The 16,203-nt window shown below is 43.8% G+C and carries 15 protein-coding genes; 2 read left to right on the forward strand and 13 right to left on the reverse strand.

Annotated features, from left to right (window positions below; translation table 11 throughout):
* Positions 1 to 192: 192 nt before the first annotated feature.
* The 3 genes from hpf to RP262_RS03365 all read right to left on the reverse strand — a co-directional run bounded on the left by hpf (position 193) and on the right by RP262_RS03365 (position 2,777).
* On the reverse strand, positions 193 to 735 hold the full coding sequence (hpf, locus tag RP262_RS03355) for a ribosome hibernation-promoting factor, HPF/YfiA family (RefSeq protein WP_311154315.1): 543 nt from the start codon (positions 733 to 735) through the stop codon (positions 193 to 195).
* A gap of 81 nt (positions 736 to 816) precedes the next feature.
* On the reverse strand, positions 817 to 1,482 hold the full coding sequence (locus RP262_RS03360) for a ComF family protein (protein WP_311154316.1): 666 nt from the start codon (positions 1,480 to 1,482) through the stop codon (positions 817 to 819).
* Positions 1,479 to 2,777: a DEAD/DEAH box helicase gene (locus RP262_RS03365; RefSeq protein ID WP_311154317.1), complete on the reverse strand. Its 1,299-nt coding sequence runs from the start codon at positions 2,775 to 2,777 to the stop codon at positions 1,479 to 1,481. Before RP262_RS03365 ends, RP262_RS03360 begins: the two co-directional genes overlap by 4 nt.
* A gap of 55 nt (positions 2,778 to 2,832) precedes the next feature.
* On the opposite strand from RP262_RS03365, the gene RP262_RS03370 reads away from it, so the two are divergent.
* Together RP262_RS03370 and cysK are read left to right on the forward strand one after the other, a co-directional pair.
* A complete protein-coding gene (locus RP262_RS03370) occupies positions 2,833 to 3,465 on the forward strand; it encodes a YigZ family protein (RefSeq protein ID WP_311154318.1) in 633 nt (210 codons plus the stop codon).
* 100 nt (positions 3,466 to 3,565) lie between these two features.
* On the forward strand, positions 3,566 to 4,495 hold the full coding sequence (gene cysK / locus RP262_RS03375) for a cysteine synthase A (RefSeq protein WP_311154319.1): 930 nt from the start codon (positions 3,566 to 3,568) through the stop codon (positions 4,493 to 4,495).
* A 107-nt stretch (positions 4,496 to 4,602) separates the two neighbouring features.
* Here cysK and RP262_RS03380 read toward each other — a convergent pair whose 3' ends face one another.
* The 10 genes from RP262_RS03380 to RP262_RS03425 form a co-directional block, all read right to left on the reverse strand.
* Positions 4,603 to 4,965: a S1 RNA-binding domain-containing protein gene (locus RP262_RS03380; protein WP_002901252.1), complete on the reverse strand. Its 363-nt coding sequence runs from the start codon at positions 4,963 to 4,965 to the stop codon at positions 4,603 to 4,605.
* The gene (locus RP262_RS03385; RefSeq protein ID WP_308946676.1) at positions 4,965 to 6,365 is read right to left on the reverse strand and encodes a bifunctional Cof-type HAD-IIB family hydrolase/peptidylprolyl isomerase; all 1,401 of its coding nucleotides are present in this window, start codon (positions 6,363 to 6,365) and stop codon (positions 4,965 to 4,967) included. The genes RP262_RS03380 and RP262_RS03385 overlap by 1 nt, the downstream gene beginning before the upstream one ends.
* 39 nt (positions 6,366 to 6,404) lie before the next feature.
* On the reverse strand, positions 6,405 to 7,037 hold the full coding sequence (locus tag RP262_RS03390; protein ID WP_002926512.1) for a response regulator transcription factor: 633 nt from the start codon (positions 7,035 to 7,037) through the stop codon (positions 6,405 to 6,407).
* The gene (locus RP262_RS03395; protein ID WP_311154320.1) at positions 7,015 to 8,034 is read right to left on the reverse strand and encodes a sensor histidine kinase; all 1,020 of its coding nucleotides are present in this window, start codon (positions 8,032 to 8,034) and stop codon (positions 7,015 to 7,017) included. The genes RP262_RS03390 and RP262_RS03395 overlap by 23 nt, the downstream gene beginning before the upstream one ends.
* Complete coding sequence (gene liaF / locus RP262_RS03400; protein ID WP_311154321.1) at positions 8,031 to 8,726, reverse strand: cell wall-active antibiotics response protein LiaF; 696 nt, start codon at positions 8,724 to 8,726, stop codon at positions 8,031 to 8,033. Before liaF ends, RP262_RS03395 begins: the two co-directional genes overlap by 4 nt.
* Before the next feature lie 145 nt (positions 8,727 to 8,871).
* Positions 8,872 to 10,725 carry a Stk1 family PASTA domain-containing Ser/Thr kinase gene (pknB, locus tag RP262_RS03405; RefSeq protein WP_311154322.1) on the reverse strand — a complete coding sequence of 618 codons (1,854 nt, stop codon included), beginning with the start codon at positions 10,723 to 10,725 and terminating at the stop codon, positions 8,872 to 8,874.
* Positions 10,722 to 11,462, reverse strand: coding sequence for a Stp1/IreP family PP2C-type Ser/Thr phosphatase (locus RP262_RS03410; RefSeq protein ID WP_004185640.1), 741 nt, complete (start codon positions 11,460 to 11,462; stop codon positions 10,722 to 10,724). The genes pknB and RP262_RS03410 overlap by 4 nt, the downstream gene beginning before the upstream one ends.
* 18 nt (positions 11,463 to 11,480) lie before the next feature.
* Positions 11,481 to 12,797, reverse strand: coding sequence for a 16S rRNA (cytosine(967)-C(5))-methyltransferase RsmB (rsmB, locus tag RP262_RS03415; RefSeq protein ID WP_311154323.1), 1,317 nt, complete (start codon positions 12,795 to 12,797; stop codon positions 11,481 to 11,483).
* A complete protein-coding gene (gene fmt / locus RP262_RS03420; RefSeq protein ID WP_311154324.1) occupies positions 12,787 to 13,722 on the reverse strand; it encodes a methionyl-tRNA formyltransferase in 936 nt (311 codons plus the stop codon). The genes rsmB and fmt overlap by 11 nt, the downstream gene beginning before the upstream one ends.
* Before the next feature lie 83 nt (positions 13,723 to 13,805).
* Entirely contained in the window at positions 13,806 to 16,193 is a 2,388-nt protein-coding gene (locus RP262_RS03425; RefSeq protein ID WP_311154325.1) for a primosomal protein N', read from the reverse strand.
* Positions 16,194 to 16,203 lie beyond the last annotated feature (10 nt).

The following is a 16,203-nucleotide window of genomic DNA, read 5'->3' on the forward strand; positions in this document are numbered from 1 at the left end:
GACAACTATATTAGTATATCACCCAACCACACCTCCTGTCAATACCTTTTCTAATTTTTTTTAAAAATTTTATTTTTTTACTAAGTATAAAGTTAATTCTTTGTAAGTAGGGGCTTGTTTATATCATCTGACAGTATAACTTTCTATAAAATAAAAAGGTTGAGAATCATGTTCTCAACCTTCTTTTCTCATTTATTTGACTTCTAACAGGCCAATATCTCCATCCTCTCGACGGTATATAACATTCGTGCTGCTGTCCTCTGCATCGGAATAGATAAAGAAATCATGGCCCAATAAATCCATCTGCAGAATCGCTTCTTCCAAGTCCATCGGCTTCAAATCGATATGTTTTGAACGGACAACTTTTGACGGAATTTCTTCTGCCTCTTCAGCAAAGGAATCTATAAAAAGCTGACTTGTAGCAACCTTATTGCGATTCTTTCTTTCAATCTTGGTCTTATTTTTGCGGATTTGGCGCTCAATCTTATCTGTGACCAAATCAATTGATCCATACATGTCCTGAGAGATATCTTCTGCACGAAGAGTGATGGAGCCTAGCGGAATTGTCACTTCCACTTTCGCAGTCTTTTCACGGTAAACCTTGAGATTCACACGCGCATCAAGTTCTTGCTCTGCTTGGAAATACTTCTCAATCTTCTCAAGTTTAGAAACTACGTAGTCACGGAGAGCATCTGTTACTTCTAGGTTTTCACCACGGATACTATATTTAAGCATATAAGTACCTTCTTTCTAAACATAAATGTTTTATTTATAATATCATTATAACGCTTTCATTCTTTTTTTGCAAATTTTTTCTTATCTTGCGATTGAAAATGTCAAAATTTCTTTCACTCCTCCTTCCAGCAAGATTTGCTTGGCTAATTGCAAGGTTTTGCCAGTCGTATAGATATCATCAACCAGCAAAATTTTATCTGGCAAATCAACTCCATTCTTAATTTCAAAAGCTTGCTGCGTCAGCAGACGCTCCTCACGTGTCTTGCTCGACTGTGCTAGGGTGTCTTTTTTCTCTAAGATATTTCTATATGATAAGTTTGCAGCATCTAAAATCCCCTGCACTTGATTAAAACCTCTCACTTGAAATTTTTCGTTACTCACTGGAATCGGAACAATGGTATGCTCTCTAAACATTTTGACTGCTTTTTTAGCTGCTTTTGCAAATACAAAACGCAATGCATAGTCTCCCTGAAACTTGTATTGACTGAAATAATCCTTCATTGCATCATTATAGGTAAATAGTGACTGATGCTGGACTTGATTTCCCTCTTTCTCCCATTTTTGACAATCTGTACATAAATCTGATTTCCCGTTGCGAAAACAGCGAGGGCAATACTCTTCAGATATGCGTTCAAAATTTTGATAACAAGTGGAGCAGCAGCTTGCTCCTTCTCCTTTTAATAGAAAAAGCTGCAAAAAACTACCTTTCTCCTCAATTTGCCCTTTACATAAAAGACACTCTGTCACAATCCTGCCTCCTTATTCATATCTCTCATTTCTCGAATTGCCTTTTCCATAGCAAGGGTAGTCCCATCATGAAAAAATAGCAACTGTCCAGTAGGTCTATCCATACTGCGGCCAACTCGGCCTGAAATCTGAACCAGAGCACTACGGCTGAACAAGCGATGATTGGCTTCCAAGACAAAAACATCTACGCCAGGAAAGGTTACCCCACGCTCTAAAATAGTCGTTGTCACCAAAATAGTAATCTCCTTGCGACGAAACTGTTCGACAATTTCCAGACGATTTTCTGTTGTGGAGGCGACAAAAGCCAGCTTTTCATCTGGCAGAGCAATCTGCAAAGCCTGAGCAAAATCCTCTCCTCTTTGAATTTCAGCAGCAAATATCAAGAGAGGAAATTGAGTCTCCCTCTGTTTTTGTATATATTTTAAAAGCTTAGGTGTTATTTTCTTCTTCTGAAGATGTTTCTGAAAATCAGATAACCAAATTTTCTGAGGGATGGTCAAGGGATTTCCATGGAATCTTCTGGGAAGACTCAGGCGTTTCAGCTCACCTTTTTGAACTTTTTTATCCAGCTCATCTGTGGAAGTGGCTGTCAGAAAAATAGTTGTAGCATCCTCTTTAACCGAACTCTCTACAGCTTGATACAACATGGGATTATCCACATAAGGAAAGGCGTCTACCTCGTCAACAATCAGTAAATCAAATGCTTGATAAAATTTTAAGAGCTGGTGAGTGGTCGCAATCACCAAGGGGCTGCGAACATAAGCTTCTGACTCCCCATGCAGAAGGGCTATTTCACAAGAAAAGTCTTCTTTTAGGCGCCGATAAAGTTCTAAACAAACATCAATCCGCGGACTGGCCAAGCAAACAGAACCACCTCTATCAATAACTCTGGCAAGCACTTGGTAAATCATTTCTGTTTTTCCAGCGCCAGTAACAGCATGCACTAACGTATTCTGCCTTTTCTCTAGCGCATCAAGTAAGCCTTTGGAGACCTTCCCCTGAAAGGCTGTTAGCTGCCCCTGCCATTTAAGTACCTGATTCTTAGGAAAATCCTCTTGGGGAAAATAGTAGAGTTTTTGGTCACTACGTACCCGACCCAAGATTAAGCATTCTCTACAATAATAAGCTCCAACCGCCAGTTGGTTTTCTCGTTCAATCAAGCTGTTGCAGCGTCCACAGAGGAGCTTGCCTTTTTCTTCTTGGATACTGGGAATTTCTTTTGCTTTTGCTCGTAAGCTAGGCTCTAACTGACTTTCTGTAAATATCCGTCCTAAACAATCTTGTAACTTTAACATACTTATATATTCGTAATTTTTTGGCAAAATTCATCTTTTTTTGTAAAATATAGTTATGGAATTTAAGACAATTAAGGAAGATGGCATGGTTCAAGAGGAAATTAAAAAATCCCGCTTTATCTGCCATGTAAAACGAGTTTACTCCGAGGACGAGGCTCGCGCTTTTATCGCTGCTATAAAAAAAGAACATTACAAGGCTACTCATAACTGCTCTGCTTTTATCATTGGAGAAAAGAGCGATATTAAGCGGACCAGTGATGACGGAGAACCCAGCGGAACAGCTGGAGTTCCCATGCTGGGAGTCCTAGAAAAGCATAAATTGACCAATCTTTGCGTGGTCGTTACTCGCTATTTTGGCGGTATTAAGCTAGGAGCTGGCGGTCTGATTCGAGCTTATGCCGGCAGTGTTGCTCTGGCTATTAAGGAGATTGGACTGGTTGAGATAAAAGAACAAGCCGGCCTGCGCCTAAAACTGTCTTACAGCCAATATCAGGATTTTGCGAATTTTCTTAAGGCAGAAAATCTTGCTGAATACGATACTGAATTTACAGATACCGTCTCCACTCTTCTTTTCGTTGACAAAGGTGAAAGAGAGCTGCTCAAAGATAAACTGACTGAGTTTTTTAAGGGCAAATTGGAGATGATGGATCAAGGACTGCGCCAAGTAGAAGTCCCCTCGACGTTTTGACATAAAGAAAAGCTATGGCTCTCATAGCTTTTTTATATTTTACAAAGCTCTTGTTTCATTTTATACTAATTCTATTAAATTATATTGAGGTATGTATTCTATGTCACGTATTTATCAAAACATTACAGAACTAATTGGGCAAACTCCCATCGTCAAATTGAACAACTTGGTTCCAGAAGGAGCTGCTGAGGTTTATGTGAAGTTAGAGGCTTTCAATCCTGGCTCTTCTGTCAAAGACCGGATTGCTCTCAGCATGATTGAGGCGGCCGAACGCGATGGCCTTATCAAGTCCGGCGATACCATTGTTGAAGCAACCAGCGGAAATACTGGTATTGGTCTTTCTTGGGTTGGAGCAGCCAAAGGCTATAAGGTTGTCATTGTTATGCCAGAGACCATGAGTGTGGAGCGGCGCAAGATTATCCAAGCTTATGGTGCTGAGTTAGTCTTGACTCCGGGTAGTGAGGGAATGAAAGGTGCTATTGCAAAAGCACAAGAAATCGCCCAAGAACGAAATGGCTGGCTGCCGCTGCAGTTTAACAACCCGGCTAATCCAGAGGTCCACGAACGAACAACAGGAGCAGAAATTATTGCTGCTTTCGGTGAAACTGGACTGGATGCTTTTGTTGGCGGTGTCGGAACTGGCGGAACTATTTCCGGTGTATCTCACGCCCTCAAAAAAGTTAATCCGGACATCCAAACCTACGCAGTTGAAGCAGACGAATCTGCTATCCTTTCTGGTGAGAAGCCAGGTCCTCACAAAATCCAAGGACTTTCAGCTGGATTCATTCCAGAGACTTTGGATACAGCAGCCTATGATGGGATTGTCCGTGTAACTTCTGATCAAGCACTGGAATTCGGACGCTATATTGGCGGTCAGGAAGGCTTCTTAGTGGGGATTTCATCTGCTGCTGCTATTTTCGCAGCTATTGAAGTAGCGAAAAAACTAGGAGCTGGCAAGAAAGTCCTTGCTCTGGCACCTGATAACGGCGAACGCTACCTGTCTACTGCCCTCTATGAATTTGATGCTTAGTATTTTTTGAAAAACAAGTCCGTTTCAACTTAGCAGTCGGCTATGAATTGAATAGCAAGTCTATCTAAAACAAAAATATCCTGTTCTCTTATGGAACAGGATATTTTTTAAACTTTTTCTTCTTTTAAGAATTTTTTTGCCTCTTTGATCCAGATAGGCAGCTGTCTGCCTAAAGGCTCAAAACCAATTTTACAGCGGTCATTTGAAAAGCGGTGGCGTCTAGGGAGGCGGTGCTTTTCTTCTTCTAAGGTTCGCATGGACAGACTGGACTTCCCAGAAAATTCATCATAGTCCACAACTTGTACCAAGACTTGCTGGCCAATCTTTACACTATCATGGATATTTTCAATATAGCCCGGACGAATTTCTGAGATATGAATCAGGCCAATCGTTCCGTTTTCCAGCTCAACAAAAGCTCCATAAGGCTGAATCCCAGTGATTTTGCCTTTTAATTTATCACCGATTTTCATCAGTCTTCTACCTCAATTGTCTCAATCACAACATCTTCCACGGGCTTGTCCATAGCCTCCGTCTCAACAGCTGCAATCTTGTCCAAAACTTGGTAGGATGCTTCATCAACAAGCTGACCAAAGACAGTGTGGCGCCGATCCAAATGCGGTGTTCCTCCCTGACTGGCATAGACTTCAGAGATAGCTTCAGGCCAGCCGCCGCGGCTTAATTCCTTAGCTGAATAAGGAAGATTTTTATTTTGAACAATGAAAAATTGACTGCCGTTAGTATTCGGCCCAGCATTTGCCATGGAAAGAGCCCCACGAATATTGTAAAGCTCAGGTGAAAACTCATCTTCAAATTTCTCACCATAGATAGACTGACCGCCCATACCGGTACCAGTAGGATCGCCACCCTGAATCATAAAGTCCTGAATAATGCGGTGGAAAATAACACCGTCATAGTATCCATCTTTAGCAAGGGCAATAAAGTTGGCTACTGTTTTTGGTGCCTGTTCTGGAAACAGCTGAATTTTCATGTTCCCATGATTAGTCTTGATAGTCGCTTTTGGACCTTCTGCTGCTGCAAGTTCTACTTGCGGAAAATGTAATTCTTTTTCTACCATACCTAACTCCTCTAAAGCGGTAAAAATACCGTCTTCTTCTACTGTTTTTGTAATATAATCTGCTCTTTTTCGCAGTTCTTCATGGGAAACGCCCATGGCAATGCCAATTCCGGCATAGTCAAACAATTCCAAATCATTGAGTCCGTCGCCAAAAACCATGACATTTTCAGGTTTGAAGCCCAGATGTTCGACAACCTTGGAAACTCCAGCCGCCTTGGAACCTTCTGTCGGTACCACGTCTGACGAATGAGGATGCCAGCGAACCAAACGCAGATGCTCCGCTAACGCGTCTGGCAGCTGCAGGCTATCTCCTCTATCTTCAAAGGTCCAAAGCTGATAAATATCCTTGTCTAAATGAAAGTCCGGATTAACGGGCAAATCTGGATAAACCACATCAATGGCCTCTGAAATCAGAGAATTTCGATTGGACAAGGCTGCTCCATGGCTGCCGACCAGACCATAGTCAATCCCTTCCCTCTGAGCCCAAGCAATATAGGAAGTTACTCTATCGGCTGGGATAACCGTCTGATAAATCACCTTCCCTTTGCTGTCTTCGACATAGGCTCCGTTCAGGGTAACGAAAAAGTCTGGTTGTAAAGCTCTCAGCTCCGGCACGACACCAAACATTCCTCGTCCAGACGCAATACCCGTCAAAATCCCTTTGTCCTTCAACTGCTTGAAAACTGTCTGGATAGAGTCTGGGATAAAACCTGTATCCTTGACTCGCAGGGTATCATCTATATCGAAAAAGACAATTTTTATCTTTTTTGCCTTATACTTTAATTTTGCGTCCATATCTCCCCTTGTTCAATCTTAATCTTTTCTATTATACCATTAAAAGTCTTCTTGTGGGACAAGATGGTGCTGAAAAGCATAAACAACTGCCTGAGTGCGATCGCTCACCTCCAATTTGGACAGGATATTGGAAACATGAGTCTTGACCGTTTTAAGGGAAATGAAGAGCTCATCCGCAATCCGTTGATTTTCATAACCCTTGGCTAACAGCCCTAAAATATCACGCTCACGAGCTGTCAAATCCTCATGGAGCTCAATATGGTTACGATGATATTCCACTTTCTTACTGACCTCTGTTTCAATGGCAAATTCTCCCTTGGCCACTTTTTTGACAGCACGGAGGATTTCTTCAGCGCTGGAAGTCTTAAGCATGTATCCATGAGCGCCTGCATCCAGAACAGGATAAATTTTTTCATTATCCAGATAAGAAGTCAAAATCAAAATCTTTGCTTCTGGCCACTCTTTTAAAATGGCCAGTGTCGCTTCAATCCCATTCATCTCAGGCATGACAATATCCATGATAATCACATCCGGACGACTTGCCAAAGCCTGCTCAACTCCTTCTTTACCATTGACTGCTTCAGATACTTCTGCTATATCATCTTGCAGTTCCAGATAACTTTTCAATCCCAATCTGACCATCTGATGGTCATCCACTAACAATATCTTCATGATCTTCTCCTTCTAGTAAAGGTATCGTGATTTCAATAGAAAGACCTTTTCTGGGGGCAGTCAAAAGCTTAAAGGTACCCGCCATATCCCGCACACGGTCTTCCATATTTTTCAAGCCGTAGCTGAGTTCATCTTGAGCCAGCGGATCAAAACCAACGCCATTATCAGATACCTTGATTTTAAGTTCATTAGGTGCCTGATAGAGGTAAATATCCAGCCGACTGGCTTGGGCATGCCGCAGTGTGTTGTTGATAATTTCCTGCATGATCCTGAAGACATGCTCCTCCATCTGTTTGGGTAGATGCCCAACCTGATGATTGAAGTGAACATCAATGTCGCTTTTATCAGTCAGCTCCTTGATAATCACATCCATACCTTCGACCAGAGTCTTATTTTCCAACTCTGTAGGTCGCAGGTGGAGCAGGAGAATCCGCAAATCCTTCTGGGCTGTGTCCAGAATATCTGCAATCCCCTTGAGCTGCTTTTGCAGTTTTTGCCCATCGAGTCGTTCTACATTTCCAGCTACTCCTGAAAGAATCATATTGGCTGCAAATAATTCCTGACTGACAGTATCGTGCAAATCACGCGCAATCCGCCGCCGTTCTTTTTCGATAATTTTCTCTTCTGTCTGCAGGGTTTGATTTTCAGACTTTTGAAGATTCTCTGTCAGACGGTGCAGCCTTCTCTCGAGCTGATGCAGAGAGCGATCCAGCTCGAGTTGGTCTGTCGGCTCCAGCCTCCGTCCATCTAGCAAATGCCGAAGATTTTTTTGCACATGGGCGACCGACAGGTATTGGATCAAGCGGGCCGCAATCACAATCAGAATAGTCAGTGATAAACCGATAATCACAACAAAGAACACAAAAGACTGCAACAGCTCCAAATCATTAAAGAGCTCCTGCCAAGTGAAATCAAAAATATTAAAAATATAATGAAAGATGATAAATAAGACAAAGAAAGTATAGAGGAGAATGAGAAAATAATTTGATTTCTTCACTTTCTGACAACCTCCACATTTCCTAAGAAGCTGACGAGGACAATCTTCACTGTCTTATTGGCTCGTTTATAATCTGGTGTCGTCAGCGAAATGGTTTCGTTGCGCAGTTTGCGAGATGGATGATGCAGAAAGTTCAGCTCCCCGTAAAGAGTATTGATTTGCAGCTGAATTTCCACATCCAGCGGTACAATAATCTTGGTATCGCCAAAACCTTTTCGAATGACAATGACATTATCATGGTTGACCAAAATCACGTCTTCCAAATGAATGGTGTCTTTCCCAATGATACGCAAAAGGTTGATGTCATGAAATTGACAGCTGTCCTTAGAAAAATGCTGCAGGTCCCCCAACCAGCGATTTTTTTCACTCTGAATTTCCACATCTTCTTCGTAAATGAGATGGGTTTCTTGATTTTCCTTATAGATATAAGGATAGGCGACAATCATCCCATAAACCAGCGCGAATAAAAGGGCAGCAATGACGTAGGGATTGAGCATGATAATGAAAAACAGCATAATCATGGAAGCGACCAGCAGAAAATTCCCTTTTTGCTTGCCGAAGTAATAATAGAGCAGCAGCAAAAAAAGGACCAAGATAATGACAACTCGTGAAAAATCAGCTGCCAGCATGGTAACCAATGCCATGGATAATAAGACTGTTTCAACAAAGACAAATAATTGAACCTTCCACATAGCCGTTTCCTTTCTCTACCTTCCTATTTTAACAAAATTAGACCAAAAATCCTCCGTCCAAGGCATGAAATGGGGAAATTTGTCCAGTAAATAAGAAAAAACCATCCGTTTTAAGATAAAAAACTTGAAATGGATGGTTTATTAATCAACTATCAGATGAGCTGGAATTAGTTCCATGTCCACTATCTTCAGACGATGAGCTGCTCTTTGAGCTGCTACTAGACGATGATGATGACGAACTAGATGACGATGGTGTCGTTGCTTCTGTCACGTAAAGAGTGATTTTTTCATTAGACTTGAGGTCAATTGTCTGACCTGCTGCTGGAGACTGAGAGGTCACCAAGTCCGCCTGAGTCGAAGTGACCGAACGGTCAACAACTCGCTCAATTCGAGAAGAAGAAATTCCCATTTGAATCAAGTAAGAACGGGCATTAGCGTAGGTGTATTGCATGCTGCCAAAGTCAGGCATGGCCACACTAGTCACTTCTTTCGCCACTGTCAGCTTGATCTTATGATTAGAAGTCAAATCATAGGTCGAACCAGCTGCCGGAGACTGGCGAATGACCTGACCTGGCTCGTACTCGTCCGATTCCTCCTCAACAATCTCAATCAATTTCTCAGAAACATTATAGTTTGTTTTCAGATTTTCAACTACGGCTGATTTTGCTTGACCGACATAATCTTCCATCACAAAGGTCTTGGATCCCTTGGAAATAATCAGGTCAATCTTGCTGCCTTCGCGGCGCTGACTATTGGCCTGTGGATCAGTTTTAATGACTTTGCCGGATTCGACTTTGTCGCTGTATTCTTCCTTTTCGTCTCCGACAACCAGCTTCTTAGCTTCGATAGCGGAGCGAGCCTCTGCCACAGTCTGACCAGAAACATCTGGCACGCTGGTATTGGATGGGCTATTATAAAGAAGGACAACAAAAGCCGCCAAAACCAATAGGACTGCAAAGAAAAGTACTTTATAACGCGTTCTCAAGCGACGTTTCTTTGGAACTTTCTTAACCGCATCTAGTGTCTCTTCCTTAACTTCATCCGCTTCTGTTTTAACCGGAGTTGGCTTAACAGGTGGAACTGCTGGCTGAGGTACAGGTGAGATTTTTGGTAAGGTCTTGGTGTCTGCTTTCGAAACATCATCAAAGACTAATTTCTTTTCATTACGGCGCTCATAAGATAAGCTACTGGACAAGTCCACATACATCTCTGCAACCGACTGATAACGATCCGTCAATTTTTTGGCTGTTGCTTTAATGACCACATTTTCCAAGGCCTGAGGCACATTAGGATTTTCAGAAATGATGGATGGCAGCGGCTTTTGGAAATGCTGCAGGGCAATCGTAACAGCGCTATCTCCATCATAAGGGATATGACCAGTCAGCATCTCATAAAAAATAATCCCCATCGCATAAATATCACTCTGAACAGTTGCTTTAGAGCCACGTGCCTGCTCAGGCGATAGATAATGAACTGAGCCTAGCATTGAGTTAGTCTGAGTCAGACTTGTCTCCGCAAAGGCCACCGCAATCCCAAAGTCTGTTACCTTGGCATTGCCATCTGGGGTTAAGAGGACATTTTGTGGTTTCAGGTCACGATGGACAATCCCACGTGTATGCGCCAAGCGCATGGCCAGCAAGATTTGTCCCATGATTCTGACTGCTTCTTCATTTGAAATCGGAGAATTCTCTTTGATATAGCGCTTGAGGTCAAGACCCGCCACGTATTCCATAGCCAGATACTGCTGGCCGTCTTCTTCACCAATATCAGTGATCCGAACGATGTGCGGATGGTCCAAGTCAGCCATCGCCTTAGCTTCCCGCTGGAAACGTGCGACAGCGATAGGATCTGTCTGGTAATTGGTCCTAAGAACCTTTACCGCAACTTCCTCACCATCCAAAATCAAGTCCTTAGCCAGATAGACATCTGCCATGCCTCCGCGACCAATCTGCTTGATGATTTTATATCGCCCGGCAAAGATTTTGCCGATTTGAATCATGCCTTATCCTCCTTGTCAAAGCGAACCAGAGCAACTGTGATGTTATCCAGTCCTCCAGCATTGTTGGCAAAGCGAATTAAGGTTTGTGTTTTTTCAGACAGGCTGATGTCGCTGGTGACAATGTCACAAATTTCACTGTCTGAAATCATATTGGTCAGACCGTCACTGTTGAGCAGAAGGTAGTCACCATCTTCCAAGGTAATCATGCCATAGTCAGGCTGTACTTCGTCTTTTTGACCAATAGACTGGGTAATGATATTCTTCTGCGGATGACGCTCTGCTTCTTCTGGAGTGATCTGTCCAGCTTTCAACAAAGCATTAACAAGCGAGTGATCATTGGTCAGCTGGCGGTATGCATCACCGCGAATCAAACCAATGCGAGAATCGCCGATATGGGCATAGATGGCTTGATTATCAATGATAGCCAAGGCTTCCAAAGTCGTGCCCATGCCCTTGTATTCTTCATCTTGGCCAAATTGATGAATGCGCTGATTTTCCTCTTCCAAGTGCTCCGCAAACCATTCACGCACCTGATTCACCGAATCAATCTGTGTATCAACCCAGGCAGCTCCTAAGTCTGTCACAGCCATTTCACTGGCAATATTTCCAGCTCTGTGGCCGCCCATACCATCTGCCAAGATAATCAGGGTCTTGCCAGCCCGATTCACAAAAAGATTGGCATAATCTTGGTTATTTGTACGCTTTTGACCAACATCTGTTAACAATGAAATTTCCATACTGTCAGTTTCCTCCTCTTATTCCGATATCTTCCTAAATTGACTGATAAAAAATCCGTCGCTTTCATATAATTCCGGCGTAATCAAGATACAACCGTCTTTGACGATATCTTTTCTTTCATGGTCTAATAAGACTTGCTCAAAATTCGGATGACTGGCCAGAAATTTCTCGACAACCTCAAAATTTTCTTTGGCCATAATCGTGCAAGTACTATAAGCTATTATACCACCTTTACGTAGACTTTGACAAACGCTGTCTAGTATATCTAGCTGAATTTTTTGTAAATTCTCAAAATCTGCATTTTCTTTATTATATTTTATATCTGGTTTGCGGCGAATTAAGCCGATACCAGAGCAAGGAGCGTCCACCAGGATTTTATCGAAAGCATCTGGGCCAAAAGTCTCAAATACCTTGGTTGCGTCCAGCTTTTTAGTGGTGATTTTATCAGCCAGTCCCAGCCGTTCCGCATTTTCTTCTACGAGCTCTAACTTATGATCGTAGAGGTCCAAGGCTGTAATGTGACCGCTCGTCAGATAGGAAGCCATGTGAACAGTCTTGCCGCCCGGTGCACTGCAAGCATCCAAAATCTCCTCCTCTCCTTCGATGGCCAGAGTAGGAGCCACCAGCTGGCTAGACTCATCCTGAATCGTAATCACTCCGCTTTCAAAGAGCTGATGCCCAGCAAAATGCCCCTGTTTCTTAACCAAGGCTGACGGAGATAAGAGCGAATCCTCAGCCCCTAAAAGCTGGCGAAACTCTGCCTTGCGCGACATATCCGTCACGCGAATGCTGGCCTTGCTGCGAACAAAGAGACTGGCAAAGATGGCCAGAGCTCTTTCTTCGCCATACTCTTCTATGAGAGCTTTGACCAGCCAGACCGGCAGAGAATACTGAATCGAATAGCGCTTATTTTTGCGCTTGATTGTTTCAAAATCAGCTACACCCTCACGCTCAATCCTACGTAACAAGGCATTGACAAATTTCTCGCTGCCGCGCTTACGGATTTTCGCAATTTCAACAGCCTCATGAACAGTTGCATGCTGAGGGATTTTATCCAGATAGAGCATCTGGTACAGACTGAGCATAAGCAGAATGTAGAGCCAGTTATCCAATTTGTTCCTATCCTCAATCAGATGGGACAGATACCATTCCAGAGTGATTTTCCGAGCAACTGTGCCGTAAACCAGCTCTGTTACCAGACCTTTATCAGCTTGGCTCAGCGGACTTTGACTCAGAGCTCGGTTTAAGGCGATATTGGAATAGGCTCCTTCTTCAAAAACTTCTTCCAAAATTTCCAAGGCCTGCCAACGGGCCTTTTTTTGCTTACTTTCCAAAAGTATCTCCTGTGGACAGGCTACGGCCCAGTCCATTCAAAAAATCAACGATAGCCATTTTGGGCTTGCCAGCAGGCTGAACTGTCTTCAGCGAGAGAGCTCCCTGTCCAGCTGCGACCACTAGCTCTTTTTTACTAATAGACAATATCTGTCCCGGCTGGCCGCTGCCAGCTGCCATATCTGCTTCATAAATCTTAAAGCGTTGTCCCTGCAGCAAGGTATGAGCTACTGGCCAAGGATACATGCCACGAATTTGATTGAAAATTTGGCGGTTTGTTTTGCTCCAGTCTATCCGCTCTTCTTCTGGACTTATATTCGGAGAGAAAGTGACCTGGCTTGGATCCTGCGGCTGAGGGATAATCTGCCCTGCCCTATAAGCTGGCAGCACATCCAATAACAGATCTCGACCGATAAGCGCCAATTTTTCAAAGAGAGTTCCGACATTGTCTGTCTCTTCAATGGCTATTGCCCTGCTGGCTATCATATCTCCAGCATCCATTTCCTTGACCATTTCCATAATCGTAACACCCGCTTGCTCATCTCCATTGATCAGAGCATAGTGAATGGGAGCCCCACCTCGGTATTTAGGCAACAAGGAGGCATGAACATTCACCGCAAAGTCAACACTGTCCAGCAAGCGGCTAGGCAAAAACTGTCCAAATGCAGCTGTGACAATACCATCTGCTTCTAAGTTCATCAACTCCTCTAAATCCGAGCTTTGAGCCAGCTTTTCTGGTTGATAAACTTGCAGCCCGTATTCCAAAGCCAATTCTTTTGCTGGAGTCATACGTATCTCTCTTTTTCGGCCGACGGCCCGGTCCGGCTGCGTCACTACTGCTAATACTTCGTATTGACCGCTGTCCAGCAGTCCTTTTAGGACAGTCGCTGAGAAGTCCGGCGTTCCCATAAATATTATTTTCATCATTTTCAACTATTGATTCCTTCTTTGTTCCTTCCCTTATTATATCAGAAGTCGCCTGCAACAACCTTAATCTCGGCTAAAAAGCTTTACATGAAATTTTGTGGCTCATTATCAATTGTCAGGCGCAAATCTTTATTGTTCCGATTTTGTGTCCAATCCAAGACTTGATTTAGTGTCGCCTGCAGCTTGTCTTCAAAGCGATATTTGAGCAAAATCTGATAATGATAGAGATTGTGGGTGCGGGCAATGGGCTTCGGCGTTGGACCCAGGATTTGCACTTTTTCTGACAGACCGCTCCGCAGAATATCCATAACCTCATAGGCTTTTCGCACTGCTGTCTCTTCGTCCTTGTGGGACAGGGTTAGACCGACTGTAAAGTAATAAGGCGGATAGCCTAGCTGCCGGCGGATTCCCATTTCATAAGCATAAAAACCTTCATAATCCTGCTGCTTGGCAAACTCAATGGCATAATGATGGGGATTATAGGACTGGATGAAGACTTGACCAGCCTTTTCTGCTCTACCAGCCCGGCCCGCCACCTGAGTCAGCAGCTGGAAGGTTCGCTCTGAAGAGCGAAAGTCCGGTAGATTAAGAGCTGTGTCTGCATTGAGTACACCAACCAGCGTCACGTTTGGAAAATCTAGCCCCTTGGCAATCATCTGAGTGCCTAAGAGAATATCTGCTTGCCCTTGACCAAAGCTTTCTAAAATAGCTTCATGACTACCTTTCTTACGGGTTGTATCTACATCCATCCGTAAAATGCGAGCCTGGGGAAAGAACTGAACCAACTCATCATAAGCTTTCTGCGTCCCTGTCCCATAATAGCGAATACTGCGGCTGGCACAGTTAGGACAACTCTGAGGAATATTCTTAGTAAAACCACAGTAGTGGCAGTTCATGGTCTTGGTGTCCATATGCAGGGTCAGAGAAATATCACAGTTAGGGCAGCTATCAACGGTCCCACATTCCCGACACATGACAAAACTGGAATAACCCCGCCTATTAAGCATGAGAACCGTCTGCTCTCCCTTATCCAGACGATCTTGAATAGCATCTAGCAGGACTGGCGTGAAATTACTGGCTTCATGCTGACCGATATAATCCCGAAAATCCACCACTTCCACTTGAGGAATCTGCGCCAGCGGATTTGCGCGCTTGCTGAGCAGCTGAAAATCATAGACTCCACGGCTTGCTCGAGCACGGCTCTCCAGGCTCGGAGTCGCCGACCCCAGCACTAAGACAGCTTGATTGTACTGAGCTCGCAGGAGAGCCACCTCTCTAGCATGATAGCGAGGATTAGAATCCTGCTTGTAGGAGGATTCATGCTCTTCATCAATGATGATGGCTCCAATATTTGTCAGCGGAGCAAAAATAGCTGAGCGCGCGCCGACAACGACCTGAGCAGCTCCTCGCTCCACCTTGCGCCATTCATCATATTTCTCACCGTCAGACAGACCTGAATGCAAAATTGCAACTTGGTCGCCAAACCTAGAAATAAAGCGGTCAGTAACCTGCGGAGTCAGAGAAATCTCTGGAACCAGCATGATAGCGGTCTTGCCCTGGGCCAGTGCCTCTGCGATGACCTGTAGGTAAACTTCGGTCTTCCCGCTGCCTGTGACCCCTTCTAGGAGAACTGGCTGAGAATGACTCTGACCAATTTTCTGAGTGATTGCCGCAACCGCTGTGGATTGTTCATCATTTAAGGTCAGACTTTGCTGTTGCCGCTCCTTTTGGAAATAAGCAGCAGAACGGCTGATTTCTCTATCTTCAATGCTAATTAGGCTTTCTTTGATAAAGTAATTAATAATATCGCGCGAAAAGCTTTCTCGTAAATCAGCCAAGAGCCGGCTACCCTGCTGCTCTAGCAAGACTTCTTTTAATTCTTGTTTTTTCTTGGCTTGTCGGGGAAGGTCATGATTTTGCAGAGCGGTATGATTGACCTGATACCATTTCTCAGTCTTAATATGCTTCTTGTCCGTCGCCTGATACTCCAGTCGAATGCGGCCAGTCTGGGTCAGTCGCATCAGCTTGGCCTGACTTTTCTTGTCCAAATCAGAAAAGCGAAGACTGGGCTCCTGACCAAAGATAGCTGAGCGTTCCTCATCATTCAGCAGCTCCGTCGGATAGAGTAGTTTATCATAGCTGGAGTTGAGAAGACTAGGCAGCATAGCCTTTAAAAGGGTAATCTTATAGGAAAAGACTGTCTTGCGTAGTTCGTCCGCCAACCAGAGCTGTTCCTGATTCAGCACGGGACTGAAATCAAGGACTTCCGCAATCTCTTTCAGCTCTTCTTGGTTTCCTATTTCATCAAAACCGACCACAATCCCCTGAATCAGGCGATTTCCCTGCCCAAAAGGGACATGGACTCGCATGCCAGCTGTCAGCACTCCTGCAAACTCTTCTGGAATAGCATAACTATAGGGCTTGTCCGTCTGCATCAGAGGAACATCCACAATAATCTTTGCCACCTTCATATTCTCACCC

This window comes from uncultured Streptococcus sp. (genome assembly GCF_963456385.1).
Classification (GTDB): domain Bacteria; phylum Bacillota; class Bacilli; order Lactobacillales; family Streptococcaceae; genus Streptococcus.

Excerpts from the sequence above, each read along its gene's own strand:
- hpf (WP_311154315.1), bottom strand. The coding sequence starts at position 735 with ATGCTTAAATATAGTATCCGTGGTGAAAACCTAGAAGTAACAGATGCT.
- RP262_RS03365 (WP_311154317.1), bottom strand. The coding sequence starts at position 2,777 with ATGTTAAAGTTACAAGATTGTTTAGGACGGATATTTACAGAAAGTCAG.
- RP262_RS03370 (WP_311154318.1), top strand. The coding sequence starts at position 2,833 with ATGGAATTTAAGACAATTAAGGAAGATGGCATGGTTCAAGAGGAAATT.
- cysK (WP_311154319.1), top strand. The coding sequence starts at position 3,566 with ATGTCACGTATTTATCAAAACATTACAGAACTAATTGGGCAAACTCCC.
- RP262_RS03380 (WP_002901252.1), bottom strand. The coding sequence starts at position 4,965 with ATGAAAATCGGTGATAAATTAAAAGGCAAAATCACTGGGATTCAGCCT.
- RP262_RS03385 (WP_308946676.1), bottom strand. The coding sequence starts at position 6,365 with ATGGACGCAAAATTAAAGTATAAGGCAAAAAAGATAAAAATTGTCTTT.
- RP262_RS03390 (WP_002926512.1), bottom strand. The coding sequence starts at position 7,037 with ATGAAGATATTGTTAGTGGATGACCATCAGATGGTCAGATTGGGATTG.
- liaF (WP_311154321.1), bottom strand. The coding sequence starts at position 8,726 with ATGTGGAAGGTTCAATTATTTGTCTTTGTTGAAACAGTCTTATTATCC.
- pknB (WP_311154322.1), bottom strand. The coding sequence starts at position 10,725 with ATGATTCAAATCGGCAAAATCTTTGCCGGGCGATATAAAATCATCAAG.
- RP262_RS03410 (WP_004185640.1), bottom strand. The coding sequence starts at position 11,462 with ATGGAAATTTCATTGTTAACAGATGTTGGTCAAAAGCGTACAAATAAC.
- fmt (WP_311154324.1), bottom strand. The coding sequence starts at position 13,722 with ATGATGAAAATAATATTTATGGGAACGCCGGACTTCTCAGCGACTGTC.
- RP262_RS03425 (WP_311154325.1), bottom strand. The coding sequence starts at position 16,193 with ATGAAGGTGGCAAAGATTATTGTGGATGTTCCTCTGATGCAGACGGAC.